Below are 18,212 nucleotides of genomic sequence, written 5' to 3' on the forward strand. Positions count from 1 at the left end.
CGTCAAATAAAGGAGAATATAATTTGGCAAAAACATCACCATCATCATCCAACGCACCACAGTTGAAAAGGTCGCTGAAAGCACGTCATTTAACGATGATCTCACTAGGGGGATCAATCGGAACGGGGATTTTCCTCGCGAGCGGTGGCGCGATCCATACAGCGGGACCTGGCGGCGCATTGCTCGCCTATGCGGCTGTCGGTATTATGGTTTATTTTTTAATGACAAGTCTTGCAGAAATGGCGGCTTATATGCCTGTCGCCGGCTCATTCAAAGTGTATGCCACAAAATTCGTCGATCCGGCATTCGGTTTTGCAATCGGCTGGAACTATTGGTATAACTGGGCCATTACGATTGCAGCTGAACTTGCTGCGGTTGTCCTCATTATGAAATTTTGGTTCCCGGATAGCCCTTCCTACATTTGGAGTGCCATTGCTCTTCTACTAATGTTTGGCTTCAACTATATGTCCGTCAAAGGGTTTGGTGAGGCGGAGTTCTGGTTTTCACTCATTAAAGTGATCACCGTCATCATCTTTATCATCATCGGTTTCTTGATGATTTTTGGCATCATGGGCGGCGAAGCGATCGGCTTTACTAACTTCACGATTGAAGATGCACCATTCAATGGCGGCTTCTTTGCAATTTTAGGGATCTTCATGGCAGCGGGCTTCTCTTTCCAAGGAACAGAGTTACTAGGCGTTGCCGCCGGAGAAAGTAAAGATCCAGGTAAAACAATCCCGAAAGCGGTCAGCACCGTTTTCTGGCGTATCCTTCTTTTTTACATCTTATCGATTTTCGTCATCGGGATGATTTTACCTTATACAGATCCACGTTTACTCAGTGAGTCTGTTTCTGTCAGCCCTTTCACACTCGTTTTCGAACGGGCCGGATTCGCATTTGCGGCTTCCGTCATGAACGCTATTATCTTAACGGCGGTCTTGTCGGCAGGTAACTCTGGTATGTATGCATCTACACGTATGCTTTGGGACTTGGCGCGGGATGGCAAAGCACCTAAATTCCTTGGCAAATTGGATAAAAGAGGCGTGCCGGTTAATGCATTAATCGCTACGACGCTTGTCGGCTCCCTTGCATTTCTATCCACGTTCTTCGGGGACGGCACCGTCTATGTCTGGCTGCTAAACGCTTCTGGAATGGCCGGATTCGTCACATGGCTCGGCATCGCTATCAGCCATTACCGTTTCCGCAGAGCCTACGTCGCGCAAGGCGGCAATATCGACGACCTCCCGTACCGGGCAAGATTCTTCCCGCTCGGTCCGTTACTGGCATTGGTCCTTTGTACATTTATCATTTTAGGACAAAACTTCCAAGCCTTCATAGGCGGTGAAATCGATTGGAACGGCGCACTCGTTTCCTACATCGGATTACCCCTTTTCCTCATTGTCTGGCTGGTCTATAAAGTGAAATTTAAAACGAAATTGATTCCGTTGAAAGACTGCGATTTTGATAAAGAATAAAAACGAGCCAGTTGCTAGGACGAGGGAACATGTCCTAGCAACTGGCTTTTTTTGCTGTATATTGTTCTGTGAAAATTTATCTTAAAGTACCAAAGAACAGAGGCACTTCTTAAACACCCGCATTCGGTAATAGCAAATCTAAAATGAAAAGACAGTATTATTTCATCATTTGATAATAGACATAAAAATTAAATATTGCAGGTATTAACAAACTCAGTGCAAGACAAAAGACCGCTGCGAATTTAGACTGTTTAATAAGCCGTTCGTCGCCTAATTTTAAGTATTGGAAGAAAGATAGGCTGAAATAAAAGCAAAGTACAATCAATATCAAGGAAAGTATCCCTAACCAATTCCCTGTTCCCATAAAGTTTAGATTATCCATGCAAACACCTCCAAATCGTTTCATCACTTTATTGCAAAACCTGATCTTTGGCTACATGAAAAAGCTGCCCTGTAAAAGGTAGCCGATTATTCAACAACAGCAGCCGTTAATTTAACTGAAACACAACTACAAAGATATTATTTTTACACCCTTTTTAATATTAACGACTAATAAAATAAGGTCCACATTCTTCTTCGTGTGTCATCATAAATGTCCATTTTAGTTCCCAATCCATTACATAAATATCACCATAAAACATATGCAACCGATCATACGGTAAATCTTGAATCCCCAAACTTTTAGCATTTTCCACTAAATATGCTTCATCTATATACTGATAAAAAATTGTACATTTATCCTTTTTCTGTTGATTGAAAAGTTCAATGGCTTCTCCTTTAATAGTGCAATTTACAGCTTCCCAACTACATAGATGCCATAAAAAAGAGTCTAAGTAAATTTCCTCTTTTTGTTCTGTTGATAAATGATCTGTGAATATATTTTCCCACGACTTACGTAAATATCCACCCCATTTGGGGATTGCTAAAACCTGCAATTCTTTTCTAAAGTTCATCTCACTTGTTCTCCTTGATACCGTCTTATTCTTAATCTTCTAGGGTAAATCGTTTTCTTTTACTAAGGATACTAACTGGTCCTGTTTTCTATTATTATCAAATAAAGATTCTATCCATCAATAAACCAGTCAATATTATTAAAATTCCGCATGCAAAATGTATCTTCATTTGATTCAAACCTATTTTTTCAAACAACATGAACAGAAGAACAATCCCTCCTATATATTGGGCACTCACAAAGAAACTACTTTCAACTAAAAATAAGTTAGGAAACGACTGATACAAAGCTGCTGTTACTCCAAAAAGGAATACAACTAATGGAATTCTTAAATTCCACTGTTTCCAATCCATATCCCTGGTACTAATCATCTTTTGCATTTAAAAGTCCCCTTAATAATTATCGATGATACCACCCAGCGAAGAAGCTTTAATAAAAGGTTTTTTGATGATATCTGCTATTTCATCCTTTGTACCATAAATGACAATACCTAATATTTCCAAGTCATCTATATTTATGTCTTTCATAATATCATAGGCGTTCTGGTGTCATGAAAAAAACTTGTTTGTAAAAAATATAAAATGTCTTCATATTCATTATCCAATTTAAGAGTTGAAAAAACAGGAGAATTTGTAGAAAATCCTAGGGCTTCATTCTCTCTAATAAAAGTGGAAGACCAATCGTGGTCTTTCGCCTCTTGTTTTAATGTTTTTAATTGGTCATCACTATAGGTATTTACCCAAAACCAAGTCATCTCGGGAGATTAATCCTACTCTGGTTATTGCACAGCCTGCCTTTATTCTAAGAAGAATTGAGTCGGTTCCTGATTTTACTATCAACTGAATACAATCATTCTGAAGGCTCAGCCTTTTTTAAAAAACTATTTCTGAGGCTCTTTTGTTATGCAATTTTATCGATTTTGAGCATTTATTAATTTTCATGGTAGTTGAAGAAGAAACGTGAAGCTTATTCAGCAATCTCGCCCTTTTTGCCTTTAGTAATGAAAATAAGCCAATCTATGCAACTTTGTATAAAAAGCTGCATAATATCGGCTCTAAGAATTTTATACGTTATAGAAGATTAGCTTTTCGTTACAGTAACATAATCGTTCTAATTAAAAATTATAGGAAAAGTAAATGTAACGAAAGCTGCCCAAAGTCCGTAGACCGGCAAATACTTAGTAACGGCATCTTGGATAGTTGAAGGGCCGGATTTGTTCTGTAGAAAACGCATATAGGAGAGCATGATCCAAATTAGATTTGCCCAGATAAGTATGTTTACTCCTAAAACAGCAAGTCTATTAGGCGTAATCCCATAAGAAGAAAGTCTGAACACGATGGCTGACAAAGCCACACTGTCAATGATAAGCGCAAGAACGATTAAGGAGAAATTTATATAATCTGAAATGTTCTTCTTCTCGTCTGAGTCGCTCTCGGTAATGGAAAATATGGTAACGGCCAATACACCAAAGAGTATTCCGTTGAAGACTATTAGGAAATTTCGGTCCAAGAATGGATTTTTTCCGACCCATATAACCGTTATAAGATAGACCAACAATGTGACCAGGACAAGAGGACCAAAAATTTTTGCTATATATGGTGTAATATTCTTAGCAAGTTTAAGATTCATTGATACCAGGTATGCAGCCACAATAGCGAGGGCGGCAGCACCAAATAAAACAACATTACTAAAATAGAAGTCTTCTATATCCAAGCCAACAAAGCTAAATAACTGCATGGTTAATGCTGCTAGTACCATTCCACTAACTGCCAGGCTGGCGTAGAGAATACAATATTCCAAATTAAATTTAATATAGGCTAATCGTATACTGCCTTCTGAATATGCGTTCCCAGTAAATGCGAGCCCTACCAATACCCATAGGAATATGGGAAGGTGTAAATAAGCAAGGATAATACTGTCTTTATCATTTAATGGTAGCCAATTAAGATAAAACCCGGAAATTAGGAACATCGCTACAAGGGAATAAATAACACTTTTCTTCGGAGTATTATTGTAAACAAAATAGGCAGCAATAAAGGGAAGTATACCAAAAGCCAGGTTAATTGGAGCAATTGCTTCCTGTTCGACAAAATGGAAAATAATCCTGGTGCTTATCCCGGCCAGAATGGCTAAAATGCCCATGAATAAGAAACCTTTTTGAAGCAAGGAAGATTTTTCTGGATTTGCCGTCTCCTTGAAATGCAATCTTTCATACCAAACACCAAGAACATGAGAATCAGGATTTTGTTCCCATGCGTGTAAGAATGATTTTTTAAAAGCTTTCGGATCTTTTCTATACATCCTCTCCAGCTCATGAGGGTTAGCAATATTTTCAGTAATCAAATCGGTAATGTCCATAGTTATCCCCCCTAATAATCGTTATATTACTTTCCTTCACAATGTTCACCTGCCTTCGTCACTTTTGTATTCTAAAATATCTCCTGGCTGACATTCTAAAGCCTTACAAATTGCCTCTAAAGTGGATAATCGAATCGCTTTTGCCTTTCCATTTTTCAATATAGAAAGGTTCGCCATTGTTATTCCAACCTTCTCAGAAAGTTCTGTTACGCTCATTTTCCTTTTTGCTAACATCACATCAATATTGATTATAATTGCCATTGTTATTCACCTCAGACCGTTAAATCATTTTCTGATTTGATATTAATTGCTTCTTGTAAAAGTTTTTGGAGAACAGCCGCAAAGACTGCGATAACCATCGAAGCAAAAGGGACAACCAATCCGACAAAGATAACTCCTGGTGCGTCGTCTGCTTCCGCAAAGATATAGAAGAGCGGCCAAACTAGCACATGCAAAATACTGATTGTGATGGCACAGTATTTGATTTTCTTTAAAGCCTTTACAGATAAATCGGAGAAAGCTATATTCTTGTCAATATAGCTTAAAAGGTTGAAAGCCTTATACAATGCAAAATAATAAGGTATCGCCGATGCATCAAAAACGATGAAAACAAGATATTTTATAAAAGCAAACTCCGGAAGCAATTTTGCTGCAAGATTCGCCATTTCAGGCACCAAAAAGATGCACAGAGCAAGAACTGGGACTCCCAAAAGAATAACAGCTATTTTTAAAAACAACGTTGTTACTTTTCCCATAAAAAGCACCTCACTTTTTTATTCTGATTTTGATTTTAATACATAATTTATCGTTTTGCAATAAATATTTATTAAATTGGATAACATTTTTATTGTTGTTTTTTGTTTTTAAACAAAAATAAAAAGCATTTCTCATTCAAGAGACATGCTCTATAACTTTAAACCATTAAATTTGTAAATTGTACAGCTAACCTCCCCCGTCAGCCATGCGTGTAGCGCATAATCAGCGCTACACTACAGTGGATGAAAATGTGTGTAGAACGGATATTGGATACTACGGCTGCGAGAGGAAGGTCGATAAACTATGCTGCCAGAGAGCCCACAGGTTAGTCTGACTTCAACGACCACGGTGCATGACAGAATGTCGCTCGCTTACGGGAAACACTCATGGGAGATTAATAAAACAGAGACGCTTATTGAACAAGCAAGTTATAAATCGCAACTGTCATCCGTATTATTCCTCTTCTTTTTATCACCAAAATATTTCCAAAGGTGGTATGTCGACCAGAATAAAGCGGTAGATATAAGTATTGAAAATGGTGAAATGTAAGTTTTTCAAGAATATAATTAGGGGTAAAAACAGTGAATAAGACCAAGATTATTATAGCTAGAATCAAAAGTATCCAGTAACGTTTGTCTGTGAACTACCCCCACCTACGCGATGCTTAGAGGTGGGAGCTTCTAAGGTAATTGCGCCTATTGGCACAAAATGGACTTAGCGAGCGAGCCTGAACCATGCTCTCTTATTCATTCTTCCAAGGTACGAAGTCCTTCCATTTTGATATTGATGGCAGCGTTCCAATCTCGGTCCAATACGAAACCGCATGCACATTGGAAAGTTCGTTCGGAAAGGGATAATGCTTTTTTTACGAGCCTACAACGTGAACAGGTTTTGGAGGATGGGAACCATTTATCAATCTTGATGAGCTTCTTCCCTTGGTTTTCCAGTTTGTATTTGAGGAATTTTGTGAATCTCCCCCAAGCCGCGTCCATGACACTTTTACCAAAGTTCAGCGATTTGGACATCCCTTTCATGTCAAAATCCTCAATGACAATGGCATCGTATTGTTGCGTCAATGCATGGGATTGTTTGTGGAGAAAATCGTTTCGTTGATTCGCCACTTTTTCATGCAATTTCGCCACCTTCAATCGTTGTTTTTCCCAACGATTGGATCCTTTTTTCCTGCGGGACAAAATCTGTTGTGCTTTCGCAAGTTTTTCGAGCGCTTGTCGATAATAACGGGGGTAATTGGCTATCTCACCCTTTTCACTGTCGACAAATAAGCCGCTCATGGAAAAATCCAGACCGACGACACTTTTTAGTTCTTTGGGTTTTGTTTTCTGTTCGCATCCTGTCAAAATGGACACATAATACTTCCCAGTTGTTGTTTTGGAAATTGTACAGGATTTGATTGTGTGATGGGACGGGATTTCCCGATGTTGCTTCATTTTCATCGGTTTGAGTTTTGGTAATTTGAGATAGCCATCCACGAGCTTGATATTTCCGTTCACCATATTGGTTGTATAGGATTGCCTGGACTTCCGATTTTTGAATCGCGGATACTTCGCTCGTCCCCCGAAGAAATTTCGATAACCTTCTTGGAGATTCAATTGTGCATTCGCCAGTGCCAATGAATCGACTTCTTTGAGCCATTCGAATTCCTCTTTATATTTGGCGGGTGTGGGAAACTTTTGCTGCTTTAATAGGGCTTTATTGTCTTTCAGACGTTCATAGGCCTCTTTTTTTTCCGCTAACATCTTATTGTAGACAAATCGGACACAACCGAACGTTTTTGCCAGTAGGATTTCCTGTTCTTCTGTCGGGTAGATACGGAATTTATAAGCTTTGTGGGTCATCTCCAATCACCTCACTTCCGAAAATAGTTCTCCATGGAAAGACTGATAATTTACAAGTGGAATTTTCAGTCTTCTAAACTACCATCATTATAGAACATACGTTTCCGCAAAGCGAACTTTAAGCTACGCCTAACCGAAATTCATCTCCCACTTACGGCTGGGCTATGCCCTTCACGCGCTTGAAGTGAGAGACTTCTTTCGAGGGCTGTTAAAAGTGCTAAAACTCCACATACAATCCTCCCTGTACCAACATGTGATTTTCAAACTCAAGATATCCATTTATTATCCAACACTCTTCAACCAACCTTTAGTTAAAAAAGAGGGTGCTTAACCCCTAATTGAAGTAAAGCACTCGTTTGTTTAAGTACATTTTTTCACAATCTTATAGAGCAACGGTGCTTTTAAGGTTGATTGTATCCTTTAAGAACTTCTCCGTTAGTATTTCTCAATTTTTATTGTTATATTTTCTTCGCTAATTGTTACGTTGTCTGTTTCAGAAACTTTCTTTATAGAATCTTCAACTACTTGTTGGATCAACGTATCATCAACTTTTACATTCTTAGGGAAACTTACTGATACAGAAAGTTCTTTAACATTACCGCCTAACATTATTGCTATTGAATCTGCCTCAATTGCCGTTTGTTCTGTAATAGATACTATTATTTCATCTCGTAATTCGGATAATAATTTTTCCTGTTCACTTTCTACCACGTCTTGTTCACTTTCTAATACTTGAACCGGTTCTTCGCTCTCGTTTCCATTACATCCAACCAATAAAATTGAACTAAATACAACTCCTGAAATTATAGCTTGTTTCATCATTTCTAAATTCCCCTTTCAAAAATAATGTGCACATTCCACAACAATTCTCCATCCGTAAGTTTGACGGCATCCATTGGTAAAAGTTCCAAAATGAAACATAATCTTATTAAACTAAAGTGCTTCGTTAGTTAAAGATGAATCAGCTGTATCATAGAACAGAATATGTATTAAGTTACATTCGATAAAAGCATAAAAAAAGACCATCTATTGATAGGCCTGTTATTGAATTTAAAACACTTCGTTAGCTGAATAAGAACACAAAAACAAAGGTTTAGATCCCAAAATGGATCATATATTTCTTTTCACCTTTTGCTTGTATAATTTTTGTAGCCAGTTCATTAAGTTCAACACATTTTTTAAAATCTGCTGAAGACGTGACAACCTCATAAAATAGTGATAATGATTTAGGTGGAATAATTGTAATTCCCCAATAAGCTAGACCATATTCAGGGCGATTATAGGAATGAAAGTAAGTCTTCATGATAGCTAAATGTGGATTTAAGCTATTGATAATATCATCATCAACGGAAATACAGTTGTACTTTTCTGGTTCATAATTAATGTAATTTTTCTGTTTGTCTAAGTCTTTTAGGATTCCAAATTCGTGTACACAAGGCATGATCATCTTCCTCTCATATGAGATTCTGTTATTTAGTTAAACTCCCCTTAGTTCACTCAAGAAAAAGAACCGTCTAAGTAGCTCACAAGTAACGCATCCGTTTGTTATATTATTTAATTTTTCCCGGATTTACTAAAACCATAAATTAATAATATTATCCCAAGAATTAAGAATGCTGGAACAAACAAATTATCAAAGAAACCATTAGTTTCAACGTCCGGGACCCCACCATTTATTTGTCCAGAGAAAAATCCTGCCCGAACTATACTCGTAGAAAGCAAAGAGAATCCGCGTTCCAAAGTATATATAAATCCTGCCATAACAATAAATACAATTCCCGTGATTTAAAAATACATTGCTTTTTTACCTCCCTTCCACAAAATGACCCGATGGTTGGACACAAGTTAAAAAACACTGTTCAACTAATAAATTTCCTATGTCTTCCAAGACAGTTTATCATAATTTCCGATTCTTACCAGTGTCAAATCCATCCTTTAGTTGAACCAGGAAGTCAATACTATTTAAAAAAAACAGGAGTGATACATATCTTGGCATAAAAATAAATGACAACAAAAAAAGTCGACTCCATCGTGTAAGTTAATGGAATCGACTTTTCTTTTCAAACCTTGTTCCAGCAAAGCAGACGTTTGCTTAAGAAGCATTATATTGATTAAATACCTGCCCAAACATCCTTTGCATAAGTTCCGTCTTCTTGAAGTTTTCTCATCCAGTCTTGCGCTTCCTGTTCGCTTGCTCCGTGCACTGATTGATAGGCTTTTTTCAAGGTTTCTTCCACTTCCGGTGCCATCTTGCTGCCATCTCCACACACATAAAGCCGTCCTCCCTGATCGAGCATGCGGATTAATGCTTCGGCATCCTGGGCCATTAAGGCTTGTACATATGTTTTCGACATGCCCTCCTTGCGGGAAAAGGCTGTATGGAGCGTAACCACTCCGTCTTTTTCGTATTGCTCCAACTCTTCACGGTAAATAAAATCCGCTTCATTTCTGCATCCAAAATACAGATGGGCTTCGCCTAGTGTCTTCCCTTCCCGCTTCATGACGTTGCGGGCTTGCAGGAAACCGCGGAACGGCGCGACTCCTGTACCCGGTCCAACCATAATGATTGGCGTCTCAGGATTTTCAGGGAGTTGAAATCCGGAGGCTGGTGTACGTACAAATGTCACGAGCTCCTCACCAGGCTGACGTTCAGCCAAGAAATTGGAGGCAACCCCATGATATTCACCTTGTCCACTCCAAGCGGGACCACGGACAACCCCTACCGTAATACTGGCGCGTTCTGCATCTACCCGAGGGGAGCTTGAGATCGAATAATATCTAGGTTTAAGTGGTGGTAAAAGCTCCAAAAACCGCTCAAATGGCATTTCACACGCTTCGTATTTTTCCAGAAGATCCAGCATCGTAATCCGTTTCTTCAATAGCTGTTCCTCGTATGTTCCCTCTTCCAATAAAGCTTCCAATTCACGTTTATGCGGAGGACAGACCGTAAAAGCGGCCACTTCTCGTATCTGAGCGCGAGTGGCAGGTTCCTGTACCTCAACACTATGGCTGAGAAGCTCAGAAAGGGATACAGGCCGTTCTAAAGGCAGATGGGACGCACTGACGCCGCTTGCTGTCAAAACGACTTGATCGTTTCCATTTAAACCAAAGCGCTGTAAAATACGGTGGACATTCGTTTCACTATTACTCGGAAAGACGCCAAGGTGATCGCCTTCCTGATACGTCACTTCCTCCGGCAACTGCACCTCGATATGCCGTGTGCTTCGTTCGCTACCAGATTGTTGCAGTTCATTGTTTCCTGCAACCTTCACGTGAACTGCATCGTATGATTGAGCGAGTGGCGTCTCTTCAAAGCCACTAACAAACTCAATATTTAATGTACTTCGTTCTCTCTCCGCATTTTCGTTCATTTTTAAATCAAACGTCTTCATGGCATCCGTCCACATTTGATTTTTCCATATATCGAGCTGTCTTTCGAAATCTCCACTCGCATCGGCCTCACCACGGGTAGAAAATCGGGTGGCCCCTTTTTCGGCAAGTTGCTCGTCAATAAACCGCGGGACATCTTGATACGTCGCAGCCCAGTTATGGTCACCACAACCAAATACGGAATACGTAACGCCTTTCAGTTCACCTGGTTCAACCTGCTCCAACCATTGGACAAACTCTATGGCATTGCTCGGCGGCTTCCCATTATAAGAAGAAGTGACCACCAATAAGGCGCCTTCTGTCGGCAATCGACCTAGCCGATCATTGAGGGGAGCCACTTCGCTTCGAATCCCATGTAAACGGGCGATGTCTGCTAATTCTTTTGCAACATGTTCGGCCGTTCCCATATTCGAACCGTAAAGAACGAGCAACGGTCTATTATTCACGCCCATGATGGCAGCTTTCTGCTCTTGTTTTTCTTGACGAGGGGCAGCGCTTACGTCTTCATCTGGTTGAATTCCATAGCTGTAGTTTATTTTCTTGTCTCGTGATTGAACACGTATTTTCAATTCATCCGGTTTCAGCGTTAATGTTTGCTTTACTTTTAATTGATAATTCATATGATCAATCAATTCAAATTGCTGCAAAATCATACCAAGGACCAAAGCGGCTTCATGAAGCGCAAATTGCATTCCAATACATGCGCGCATGCCATTTCCAAACGGCTTGTAGGCATGATGGGGAATTTTGCTCGGATCTTCAAAACGCTCGGGACGGAATTGCTCTGCATCTTCTCCCCACGCTTCCTTGTCTCGATGAAGCTGAGGCAAAATGACTGAAACACCTTCCCCTTTCTTAATCGGGTATTTCCCCCCAATCATGGTATCTTCCTTAGCGAACAAACCGAATTGAGGAGCAGTCGGCCATAAACGTAAAGATTCATTTAAAATCATGCGAATATATTTCAGCTCTAATACTTGCTCATAGGTTGGAACTGAACTTGTGAGTACTCGATCCACTTCTTCGTAAGCCTTTTTTAATATATCTGGGTTTTTAAGTAAATAATAAATGGTAAAGGATAATAATCCGCTCGTCGTTTCATGTCCCGCAATTAAGAATGTAATGATTTGATAACGAATATTTTCATCATCCAATTGTTCTCCGGTTTCGGGATCTTTCGCATCCAACATGCGAGCGAGCAAATCGGTTTCACCCTGATTTCCCTTTGCTTTACGATCTGCAATGATCTTATCTACTAAGGAAAACATAGATTGAATATCGCGCTCATACTGACGTTTTGTTTTGATCATCAATTTGTTTTGAATTGGCAATCGATTGCTGTAATGCATGGCTTCGTCCAGCGCACGAACCATACTGACAATAAATGGATTAGGCGTTTCCCTGTAATAACTATTGAACCGATAGTTAAATCCACATAAGCCAATCGTGTCCAACGTCAGACGTGTCATATCCTCCGGAACATCGATGCTTTCATCCGGATTCAACCGTGCCCATTTTTGGACAAGCTGCACAGCAATATCTACCATCATCCCATGGTATCCTTTCATGGCTGGTAAGCTAAATGAAGGCATCAGAATACTATGCGCTTTTTTCCAGTTCGGTTCTTCCGTTAAACTTGTGAATAGGCCATCTCCAGCAAAGTCACGGACTTTCAGTAAGTGCCCAATCGCTTTGTCAAAACGTGACTCATCACAAACATCCGCTACTAGATCAGGTCCGGATAGCATGAGTATGGACCTTTCAAAGGCTTCGAAGCGATAAATCGGACCGTACTCGTCTGCAATTTTACAGAAAGATAAGGTTGGCGAATCTTTATCGATTAAAGGTAAATTTCCCAGCGGACCATACGTTTTCGGTTGCGGGATCTCTACAGGCATCATTGGTTCCATAATAACTCCCCTTTTTCTCAGTTTTCAAAAGTACTTTTATCGTTCATTAGTTTCTTTATACCCTAACATTCAAAACAAATTACTCGATCTTCGGCATTTCAAAGAAGCTTCCATATTCAACCGATGTATGAAGAAGAAAAAGTTTTCATAATGTTTCACGATCATTTAATTGACACTCCTCAATCATTGACGTTACAATCGTCTCGGCGTTACACTTGTAACGTCAATGTGATTTTAACATCCATTTTAAATATGAGTCAATAAATGTAAGATAGGGCTGAACAGAAAAGGGGGGAATGTAATGTCCAAGGAAAATTCTGAATGGCAACGGATGGAAGTGCTTAGGTTATCGAATCTCGAATCAAATCGTCTCACGAAAGAATGTATTGAATCTGCTTTAGTATTATTGATGAAAGAAAAAAACTTCAATGACATTTCTATCACTGAAATCGTCAAGCGGGCCGGCGTATCCCGGACCGCCTATTATCGAAATTATGCTTCTAAGGAAGAGGTTCTCCACAGTATGGTCCAAGAAGTCGTTAATAATACTGCGAAAGCAATGGGTTTGCATGATCCAGACAAAAACTTATATGAATTCTGGTATACGATGTTCGATAGTATAAAACCGTTTTCTGAAACATTTCAGATTCTGTTAAAAGCAAATTTCGGAGAAACAATTCTTTACCAGATAAACAAAAAACTGCAGGAAAAAGTTACGGAAGGAGATATAAAAGGACACTATCAACAATGTTTTTGGAGTGGCGCTGTTTACTCGATTCTGACTGAATGGGTGAGAACGGGTATGCAGCAAACAGTGGAAGAAATGACGAGGCTCTGTTGCGCAATCTTGGCTTCTCCTGAACGTGACAAAACGGTATAAAGAGGTTGAGACATAACTTACTTCTCTAATCAAGGCAGAAAACCCGTCATTCTTTAATACAAATGACGGGTTTAACAAGATCTATTTACATCCTACTACACGAAAACTAAATTTTAAATTGAGAAATGGCTTCTTCAAGTTCAGTTGCCATGCTCGATAAATGTTGGCTTGCTGCAGCGATTTCTTCAAGTGTCGCCGTCTGCTCTTCAGCCGCCGCGGCCACATTTTCAAATTCTTCGCCGGTTGAACGGGCAAGCCCATCTACGCCCCGAATAATTCCGACGATGTGCTCACTATCCAAGGATAGCTGCTGTATGAACGAAGATATGGCATGCATCTGCTTAGAAACTTGTGAAACGATGGCGGTGATTTCATTGAAAGTAACACCGGTTGTGTGTACGACTTCCGTACCTTTTTTCACTTCACGTGTACCGTTTTTAATTGACTGAATCGTCAGCTCTGTATCCGTCTGAATTTCTTTGATCAAATCTCCAATATGACCCGCTGCCTCTTGGGACTGTTCAGCAAGTTTCTTGACCTCACTCGCGACAACTGCAAAGCCCTTTCCGTGCTCACCTGCACGCGCTGCTTCAATCGAAGCATTCAAGGCTAACAAATTGGTCTGACTGGAAATGGCGGAAATGGTATCAACAATCTGACCGATTTCAGTAGATCGTTTCCCTAGCTTTTCCATCATCTCTGCCGATGTATTGACTGTATCTTCGATGGTTTCCATCTGGGTAATTGCGGACACCACCGCTTCTTCACCCTGCTGCGCTTTTTGAACCGCTTCTTCAGAACTTTTTGCGACTGCATTCGAATCTGCGGACACTTTGTTAAGTGTCTCAGACATTCGGTCGACTGTTTCGGTGGCCTCCCTCGTCCGATCGATCTGTTGCATGGCTCCATTTGATACGGATTCAGTCGTCTCAGCTACTATTTGAGCGGCCTGTGCAGTCTGATCCGCGCTCGCATTCAACTGTTCGGCTGAAGAAGCCACCTGCGAACCAGTCTCTTTCACAATCCGAATAAGCCCATTCAGATTAGTTAACATACCATTCAGATCATTCGACATCTGACCTAATTCATCATTCGAGCGAATATCAAGACGATGTGTCAAATCCCCCACCGCTATTTGGTTGATCATGCCGGACATACCGGCAATATTTTTCAACATATGTTTTAATAAAAAATAAATGAGTGTTACCAAAATGAGCACTGAAATGAGGAAATAGATGATCAGTTTGGTTGTCATACTTTTTACAGGCGCAATCACTTCATCTTCAGTGACAGTTGCCGCTACAGACCAGCCTGTGGACTGAACGGGCTCATAACCAATATAGTATTGTTTTCCGTCAATCTCCGCTGTCTCCAGTCCGTTCTTGCCAGCGGTCATCTTTTTGGCAACCTCTCCGATATCCCCCGCTTGACTCGTAAGGGGCTCTTGCATAATCAAGCTTTTATCGGGATGATACATCACTTGTCCACTCGACGTCAGTAGTAGACTAAAACCTGTTTGCCCTATTTTAGACTGTTCCATAATGGAAGGTAAGGAATCAAGAAATAGGTCGACTGCTACAATGCCCACTGTCTCATTATCTACCTTAACTTGTTTCATCACACTTAAAATTACTTTTCCAAATACCTGATCCATATACGGCTCTGTAAAATAGACACCTTCCGCTTCCTTCACCGGCTGATACCAAGGCCTACTGTACAAATCAAAATCAAGATCGGAAAGAACATCACCTGTCCCTGTCAAAAAGTTTGCCTTCTCGCTTGCCACCCAAATCATCGCCACATCCGGATTCATGCTTTTAATTGCTTCCAGCGATTGATTCATGTCGTTATAATAGGCGTTTGTCAAAGCCTCTTCACGCGAGAGCGCTGTCTCTAGATAATGAAGCACAGTTTGGTCAGCTGTAATTTGGTTGACCAATGCCCCTTTTACCATAAAAAAGTTATCTACATCATTCGCAACAGATTTACTTTTACTCGATAATTCTGTCTCGGTGTACTGGGTCATGATTTCTCTTGTATCCAAGCTCACAACGATAGCTGTAATCACCATAACCACTGTAATTGCAACCAATAAAATCAGAGATACCTTTGTGGAAATACTTTGCCGCTTCATCTAAACACCCCTTGAAAATCTAACTGATTCATTCTAGTAATCTAGTGAATATGTACTAGTGATTATACCTTAAATTCGATCCGATATCATGATTTCAGAGAAATACAAACAGTGGATTTATTAGAAGGGGATCATTTTTTAAATCGAATAAAACGACTCACTTGTCGAACATGACTGGAGTGCTTTTAACAACTTCCTATTACAAAAGCAATCTCTCCTGCTCAAACATTCGTTTTAAACCTCGAAGCTGTTCATTCGTAATCCATTTTAATTTTCATAAACAGGTACAAGTGTATGAAATCGTGTTCTCATCTTCTCGCTATCAAATACAACTGTTCTATTTACAAAGAAATAAATTCTCAATCCGTCTTCGTTTTGTATAATCTTTGCATAATGATTACTTTCTTCATCCTTTACTCGCCTTATCTTCGGATCTGTTATGACACCGTACCGAATAAAAAAATCATCAAAATTCGTAAATGCCGAGTTTAGCACCTGATCTGTTTGTATGGGAAGTGTGCCGCTTCCTAAATACCACTCCCACTGAGCTCCCTTTAACTTGATGAAAGCATTGTAAAGACTGTTGTCTCGCGTATAAAAAACCAGAACCCCATCTTTTACAATTTCTAAATGGATGATCTCTTCTACCTGAACATCGGTATCTTTCATTACATCCAGCAATTTCTGTTCAATGGTAGGATTTTTATGTTTACTAGCACACGAACTCAATAAAAATATAAGAACTAAGCAAGATAATATATAAAACTTAATTGTTAGCCCTTTTTTCAATCGCTTTATCCCCTCTCTTTCCTTTGACAATTAAAGCACCCATGTAAATACAGCCAAAACCTAGCAATTTCATTATGATATGCCCTATATTTCCCATCTGATCAATAATCAATGAAAATAAAAAAGCTCCTAAAAACAGAAAAGGTATCGCCAAAAACCATCTCAAATTAACCCAGCCTCCTTGAAACACCTACTTTAAGACCTCTAGGCCATCTATATTAAATTGTTTCATTTTCCCTTTCTCCCAAAGCACGTTTAGCCCTATCATTAAGGAATCCAAACAATCCAATACCTATTAATAATATTCCTATCACCAGAAAACTAACGAAAAAGATTTTCAAGCCAATCGTTGGAGATTTTGATACAAAACCACTTAATACTAAAAATGAAACGCCTATCCAAAATAGAAAATACTCAAACATCCTCCCGTTACATTTGAGTAAAGTATATCCCATAAGGATTATGAGGTATGTAGCACTTAATAGCATGAGTAAAGGAAAGGTAGGTGCAAATTTAGCAGCATATACAAAATAGTCGATTTGTAAAATATCATTTTTATCTTCGACTTGACCATTCGCCATCTGTGAAAAAATCACTGTATGTTGCCATTCCCAAGGTATCTCTACTATTGTGCTACCTTCATACCATGCAGCCCCAGTAGAAAATACTAAAAGGAGCGAAGCTAAAATAAGTTGGATAATCATCTTGAAGGACATTTTTTTACACCTCGAATATTTTTTAAAGTCAAATATTTATTTACACCGCAACTTGCACTATATGAAATTATTCTTTTTTAATAAAGATGTTGTTATTCTTCCTACTGTAAAGTGAACTTTTATCAAGCTTTTAATCCTTCCCCGCTTTTTATAAATTTTCTCCAATACTTTCCGCTAATCGTATTAAATAAAACGCTGTTATTTTCACTCACTACAATCCGTTTATACAGTGAAATGGATGGAGAATTTTCCTTTTATCAATTAAAAAGCATCCGGTATTATACTCCAAATGAGATAAATGGCAATGATTATATGGAACAAAACCCCAACACTTAACATCAGATGGATACTGAAGCTTTTAAGTATCTCGCGATAAAAATAATAGAGCCCAAAAAGAACAAAGGCATAGATGACAGGCATTCCTACACTATACAGTAATTTACTCGTATCAGAAATATCTCCTGGTGGTGCGTCGGCAGCATAGAATAAAATGCCACTTATCATATATGACAGAAAAAATTCAACACAATAGGTGACTATGGCTGCGATTAGAAAATAAGCACCGTAAGCAATCATTTTACTCATGAAAATCCTCCCCCATGAACACCCTTACCTCCAAACACAATACCATGGATTTCCCGAAAATTGTCAAACTAATTTGCTTTACCAGTTCGAGAAACACACCTTCTTCAATTCACACAGATTTCTCAGTGATTACTCACCTATATAACAATTGTAAAGCAAAAAAGTATACAACTTTTCTAAAATTATTTTATGAACATGAAAAAACCAATCAAGCATAATTTTGCATACATGGCTCCATTGTATCTTTTCCTTTTAGCTTCCTGTGCTACAGCTCAAAATAACGGAGATATTTGGCTTCATTATTATTCCATAAGAAAAGGCTACCATTTAAAAATGATCCTACTGCGATGACAAATCCATCAATGATGCTAAAAGCGTTGTCGAAAAGTAAATACATGTTTACACTAGAAA

18 protein-coding genes are annotated in these 18,212 nt (G+C 39.2%); 2 read left to right on the forward strand and 16 right to left on the reverse strand.

Going from position 1 to position 18,212, the window contains the following annotated elements; all coding sequences use genetic code 11:
- The first annotated feature begins 23 nt into the window (after positions 1-23).
- Positions 24-1,475: an amino acid permease gene (locus tag MHZ95_RS00710; protein WP_239388450.1), complete on the forward strand. Its 1,452-nt coding sequence runs from the start codon at positions 24-26 to the stop codon at positions 1,473-1,475.
- Between the two features lie 542 nt (positions 1,476-2,017).
- On the opposite strand, the gene MHZ95_RS00715 is transcribed toward MHZ95_RS00710, so the two are convergent.
- From MHZ95_RS00715 to MHZ95_RS00760, 11 genes are all read right to left on the reverse strand, one after another.
- Positions 2,018-2,428 carry a DUF4275 family protein gene (locus MHZ95_RS00715; protein ID WP_239388452.1) on the reverse strand — a complete coding sequence of 137 codons (411 nt, stop codon included), beginning with the start codon at positions 2,426-2,428 and terminating at the stop codon, positions 2,018-2,020.
- Positions 2,429-2,525: 97 nt separating this feature from the next.
- The gene (locus MHZ95_RS00720) at positions 2,526-2,807 is read right to left on the reverse strand and encodes a hypothetical protein (protein WP_239388454.1); all 282 of its coding nucleotides are present in this window, start codon (positions 2,805-2,807) and stop codon (positions 2,526-2,528) included.
- Between the two features lie 12 nt (positions 2,808-2,819).
- On the reverse strand, positions 2,820-2,954 hold the full coding sequence (locus MHZ95_RS20950; protein ID WP_370642864.1) for a hypothetical protein: 135 nt from the start codon (positions 2,952-2,954) through the stop codon (positions 2,820-2,822).
- Positions 2,951-3,181, reverse strand: coding sequence for a hypothetical protein (locus MHZ95_RS00725; protein WP_239388456.1), 231 nt, complete (start codon positions 3,179-3,181; stop codon positions 2,951-2,953). Before MHZ95_RS00725 ends, MHZ95_RS20950 begins: the two co-directional genes overlap by 4 nt.
- 356 nt (positions 3,182-3,537) lie before the next feature.
- Complete coding sequence (locus tag MHZ95_RS00730; protein ID WP_239388458.1) at positions 3,538-4,785, reverse strand: DUF4153 domain-containing protein; 1,248 nt, start codon at positions 4,783-4,785, stop codon at positions 3,538-3,540.
- A 45-nt stretch (positions 4,786-4,830) separates the two neighbouring features.
- Entirely contained in the window at positions 4,831-5,046 is a 216-nt protein-coding gene (locus MHZ95_RS00735; RefSeq protein WP_239388460.1) for a helix-turn-helix domain-containing protein, read from the reverse strand.
- Between the two features lie 11 nt (positions 5,047-5,057).
- The gene (locus tag MHZ95_RS00740; RefSeq protein WP_239388462.1) at positions 5,058-5,540 is read right to left on the reverse strand and encodes a DUF2975 domain-containing protein; all 483 of its coding nucleotides are present in this window, start codon (positions 5,538-5,540) and stop codon (positions 5,058-5,060) included.
- Between the two features lie 747 nt (positions 5,541-6,287).
- On the reverse strand, positions 6,288-7,397 hold the full coding sequence (locus MHZ95_RS00745) for a transposase (protein WP_239388464.1): 1,110 nt from the start codon (positions 7,395-7,397) through the stop codon (positions 6,288-6,290).
- A gap of 435 nt (positions 7,398-7,832) precedes the next feature.
- On the reverse strand, positions 7,833-8,219 hold the full coding sequence (locus MHZ95_RS00750; RefSeq protein WP_239388466.1) for a topoisomerase: 387 nt from the start codon (positions 8,217-8,219) through the stop codon (positions 7,833-7,835).
- Positions 8,220-8,490: 271 nt separating this feature from the next.
- On the reverse strand, positions 8,491-8,838 hold the full coding sequence (locus tag MHZ95_RS00755; RefSeq protein ID WP_239388468.1) for a short-chain dehydrogenase: 348 nt from the start codon (positions 8,836-8,838) through the stop codon (positions 8,491-8,493).
- A 670-nt stretch (positions 8,839-9,508) separates the two neighbouring features.
- Positions 9,509-12,697: a bifunctional cytochrome P450/NADPH--P450 reductase gene (locus MHZ95_RS00760; RefSeq protein WP_239388470.1), complete on the reverse strand. Its 3,189-nt coding sequence runs from the start codon at positions 12,695-12,697 to the stop codon at positions 9,509-9,511.
- A 301-nt stretch (positions 12,698-12,998) separates the two neighbouring features.
- Between MHZ95_RS00760 and MHZ95_RS00765 the strand changes: the two genes are divergently transcribed.
- A complete protein-coding gene (locus tag MHZ95_RS00765; protein ID WP_239388472.1) occupies positions 12,999-13,577 on the forward strand; it encodes a TetR/AcrR family transcriptional regulator in 579 nt (192 codons plus the stop codon).
- Positions 13,578-13,683: 106 nt separating this feature from the next.
- Here the strand turns inward: MHZ95_RS00765 and MHZ95_RS00770 are convergent, their stop codons facing one another.
- The 5 genes from MHZ95_RS00770 to MHZ95_RS00790 form a co-directional block, all read right to left on the reverse strand.
- Positions 13,684-15,711 (reverse strand): methyl-accepting chemotaxis protein, encoded by a 2,028-nt coding sequence (locus MHZ95_RS00770; protein ID WP_239388474.1) that lies wholly within the window; start codon positions 15,709-15,711, stop codon positions 13,684-13,686.
- 267 nt (positions 15,712-15,978) lie between these two features.
- On the reverse strand, positions 15,979-16,500 hold the full coding sequence (locus MHZ95_RS00775) for a hypothetical protein (RefSeq protein ID WP_239388476.1): 522 nt from the start codon (positions 16,498-16,500) through the stop codon (positions 15,979-15,981).
- The gene (locus MHZ95_RS00780) at positions 16,478-16,666 is read right to left on the reverse strand and encodes a hypothetical protein (protein WP_239388478.1); all 189 of its coding nucleotides are present in this window, start codon (positions 16,664-16,666) and stop codon (positions 16,478-16,480) included. The genes MHZ95_RS00775 and MHZ95_RS00780 overlap by 23 nt, the downstream gene beginning before the upstream one ends.
- A gap of 52 nt (positions 16,667-16,718) precedes the next feature.
- The gene (locus MHZ95_RS00785; protein ID WP_239388480.1) at positions 16,719-17,216 is read right to left on the reverse strand and encodes a YjdJ family protein; all 498 of its coding nucleotides are present in this window, start codon (positions 17,214-17,216) and stop codon (positions 16,719-16,721) included.
- A gap of 261 nt (positions 17,217-17,477) precedes the next feature.
- A complete protein-coding gene (locus MHZ95_RS00790) occupies positions 17,478-17,801 on the reverse strand; it encodes a hypothetical protein (RefSeq protein ID WP_239388482.1) in 324 nt (107 codons plus the stop codon).
- Between the last annotated feature and the right edge of the window lie 411 nt (positions 17,802-18,212).

This window comes from Sporosarcina sp. ACRSM, from assembly GCF_022346545.1.
In the GTDB taxonomy this organism is placed as follows: Bacteria; Bacillota; Bacilli; order Bacillales_A; family Planococcaceae; genus Sporosarcina.

Excerpts from the sequence above, each read along its gene's own strand:
- MHZ95_RS00730 (WP_239388458.1), bottom strand. The coding sequence starts at position 4,785 with ATGGACATTACCGATTTGATTACTGAAAATATTGCTAACCCTCATGAG.
- MHZ95_RS00725 (WP_239388456.1), bottom strand. The coding sequence starts at position 3,181 with ATGACTTGGTTTTGGGTAAATACCTATAGTGATGACCAATTAAAAACA.
- MHZ95_RS00735 (WP_239388460.1), bottom strand. The coding sequence starts at position 5,046 with ATGGCAATTATAATCAATATTGATGTGATGTTAGCAAAAAGGAAAATG.
- MHZ95_RS00720 (WP_239388454.1), bottom strand. The coding sequence starts at position 2,807 with ATGCAAAAGATGATTAGTACCAGGGATATGGATTGGAAACAGTGGAAT.
- MHZ95_RS20950 (WP_370642864.1), bottom strand. The coding sequence starts at position 2,954 with ATGAAAGACATAAATATAGATGACTTGGAAATATTAGGTATTGTCATT.
- MHZ95_RS00740 (WP_239388462.1), bottom strand. The coding sequence starts at position 5,540 with ATGGGAAAAGTAACAACGTTGTTTTTAAAAATAGCTGTTATTCTTTTG.
- MHZ95_RS00745 (WP_239388464.1), bottom strand. The coding sequence starts at position 7,397 with ATGACCCACAAAGCTTATAAATTCCGTATCTACCCGACAGAAGAACAG.
- MHZ95_RS00765 (WP_239388472.1), top strand. The coding sequence starts at position 12,999 with ATGTCCAAGGAAAATTCTGAATGGCAACGGATGGAAGTGCTTAGGTTA.
- MHZ95_RS00760 (WP_239388470.1), bottom strand. The coding sequence starts at position 12,697 with ATGGAACCAATGATGCCTGTAGAGATCCCGCAACCGAAAACGTATGGT.
- MHZ95_RS00755 (WP_239388468.1), bottom strand. The coding sequence starts at position 8,838 with ATGCCTTGTGTACACGAATTTGGAATCCTAAAAGACTTAGACAAACAG.
- MHZ95_RS00785 (WP_239388480.1), bottom strand. The coding sequence starts at position 17,216 with ATGTCCTTCAAGATGATTATCCAACTTATTTTAGCTTCGCTCCTTTTA.
- MHZ95_RS00715 (WP_239388452.1), bottom strand. The coding sequence starts at position 2,428 with ATGAACTTTAGAAAAGAATTGCAGGTTTTAGCAATCCCCAAATGGGGT.
- MHZ95_RS00790 (WP_239388482.1), bottom strand. The coding sequence starts at position 17,801 with ATGAGTAAAATGATTGCTTACGGTGCTTATTTTCTAATCGCAGCCATA.
- MHZ95_RS00750 (WP_239388466.1), bottom strand. The coding sequence starts at position 8,219 with ATGATGAAACAAGCTATAATTTCAGGAGTTGTATTTAGTTCAATTTTA.
- MHZ95_RS00770 (WP_239388474.1), bottom strand. The coding sequence starts at position 15,711 with ATGAAGCGGCAAAGTATTTCCACAAAGGTATCTCTGATTTTATTGGTT.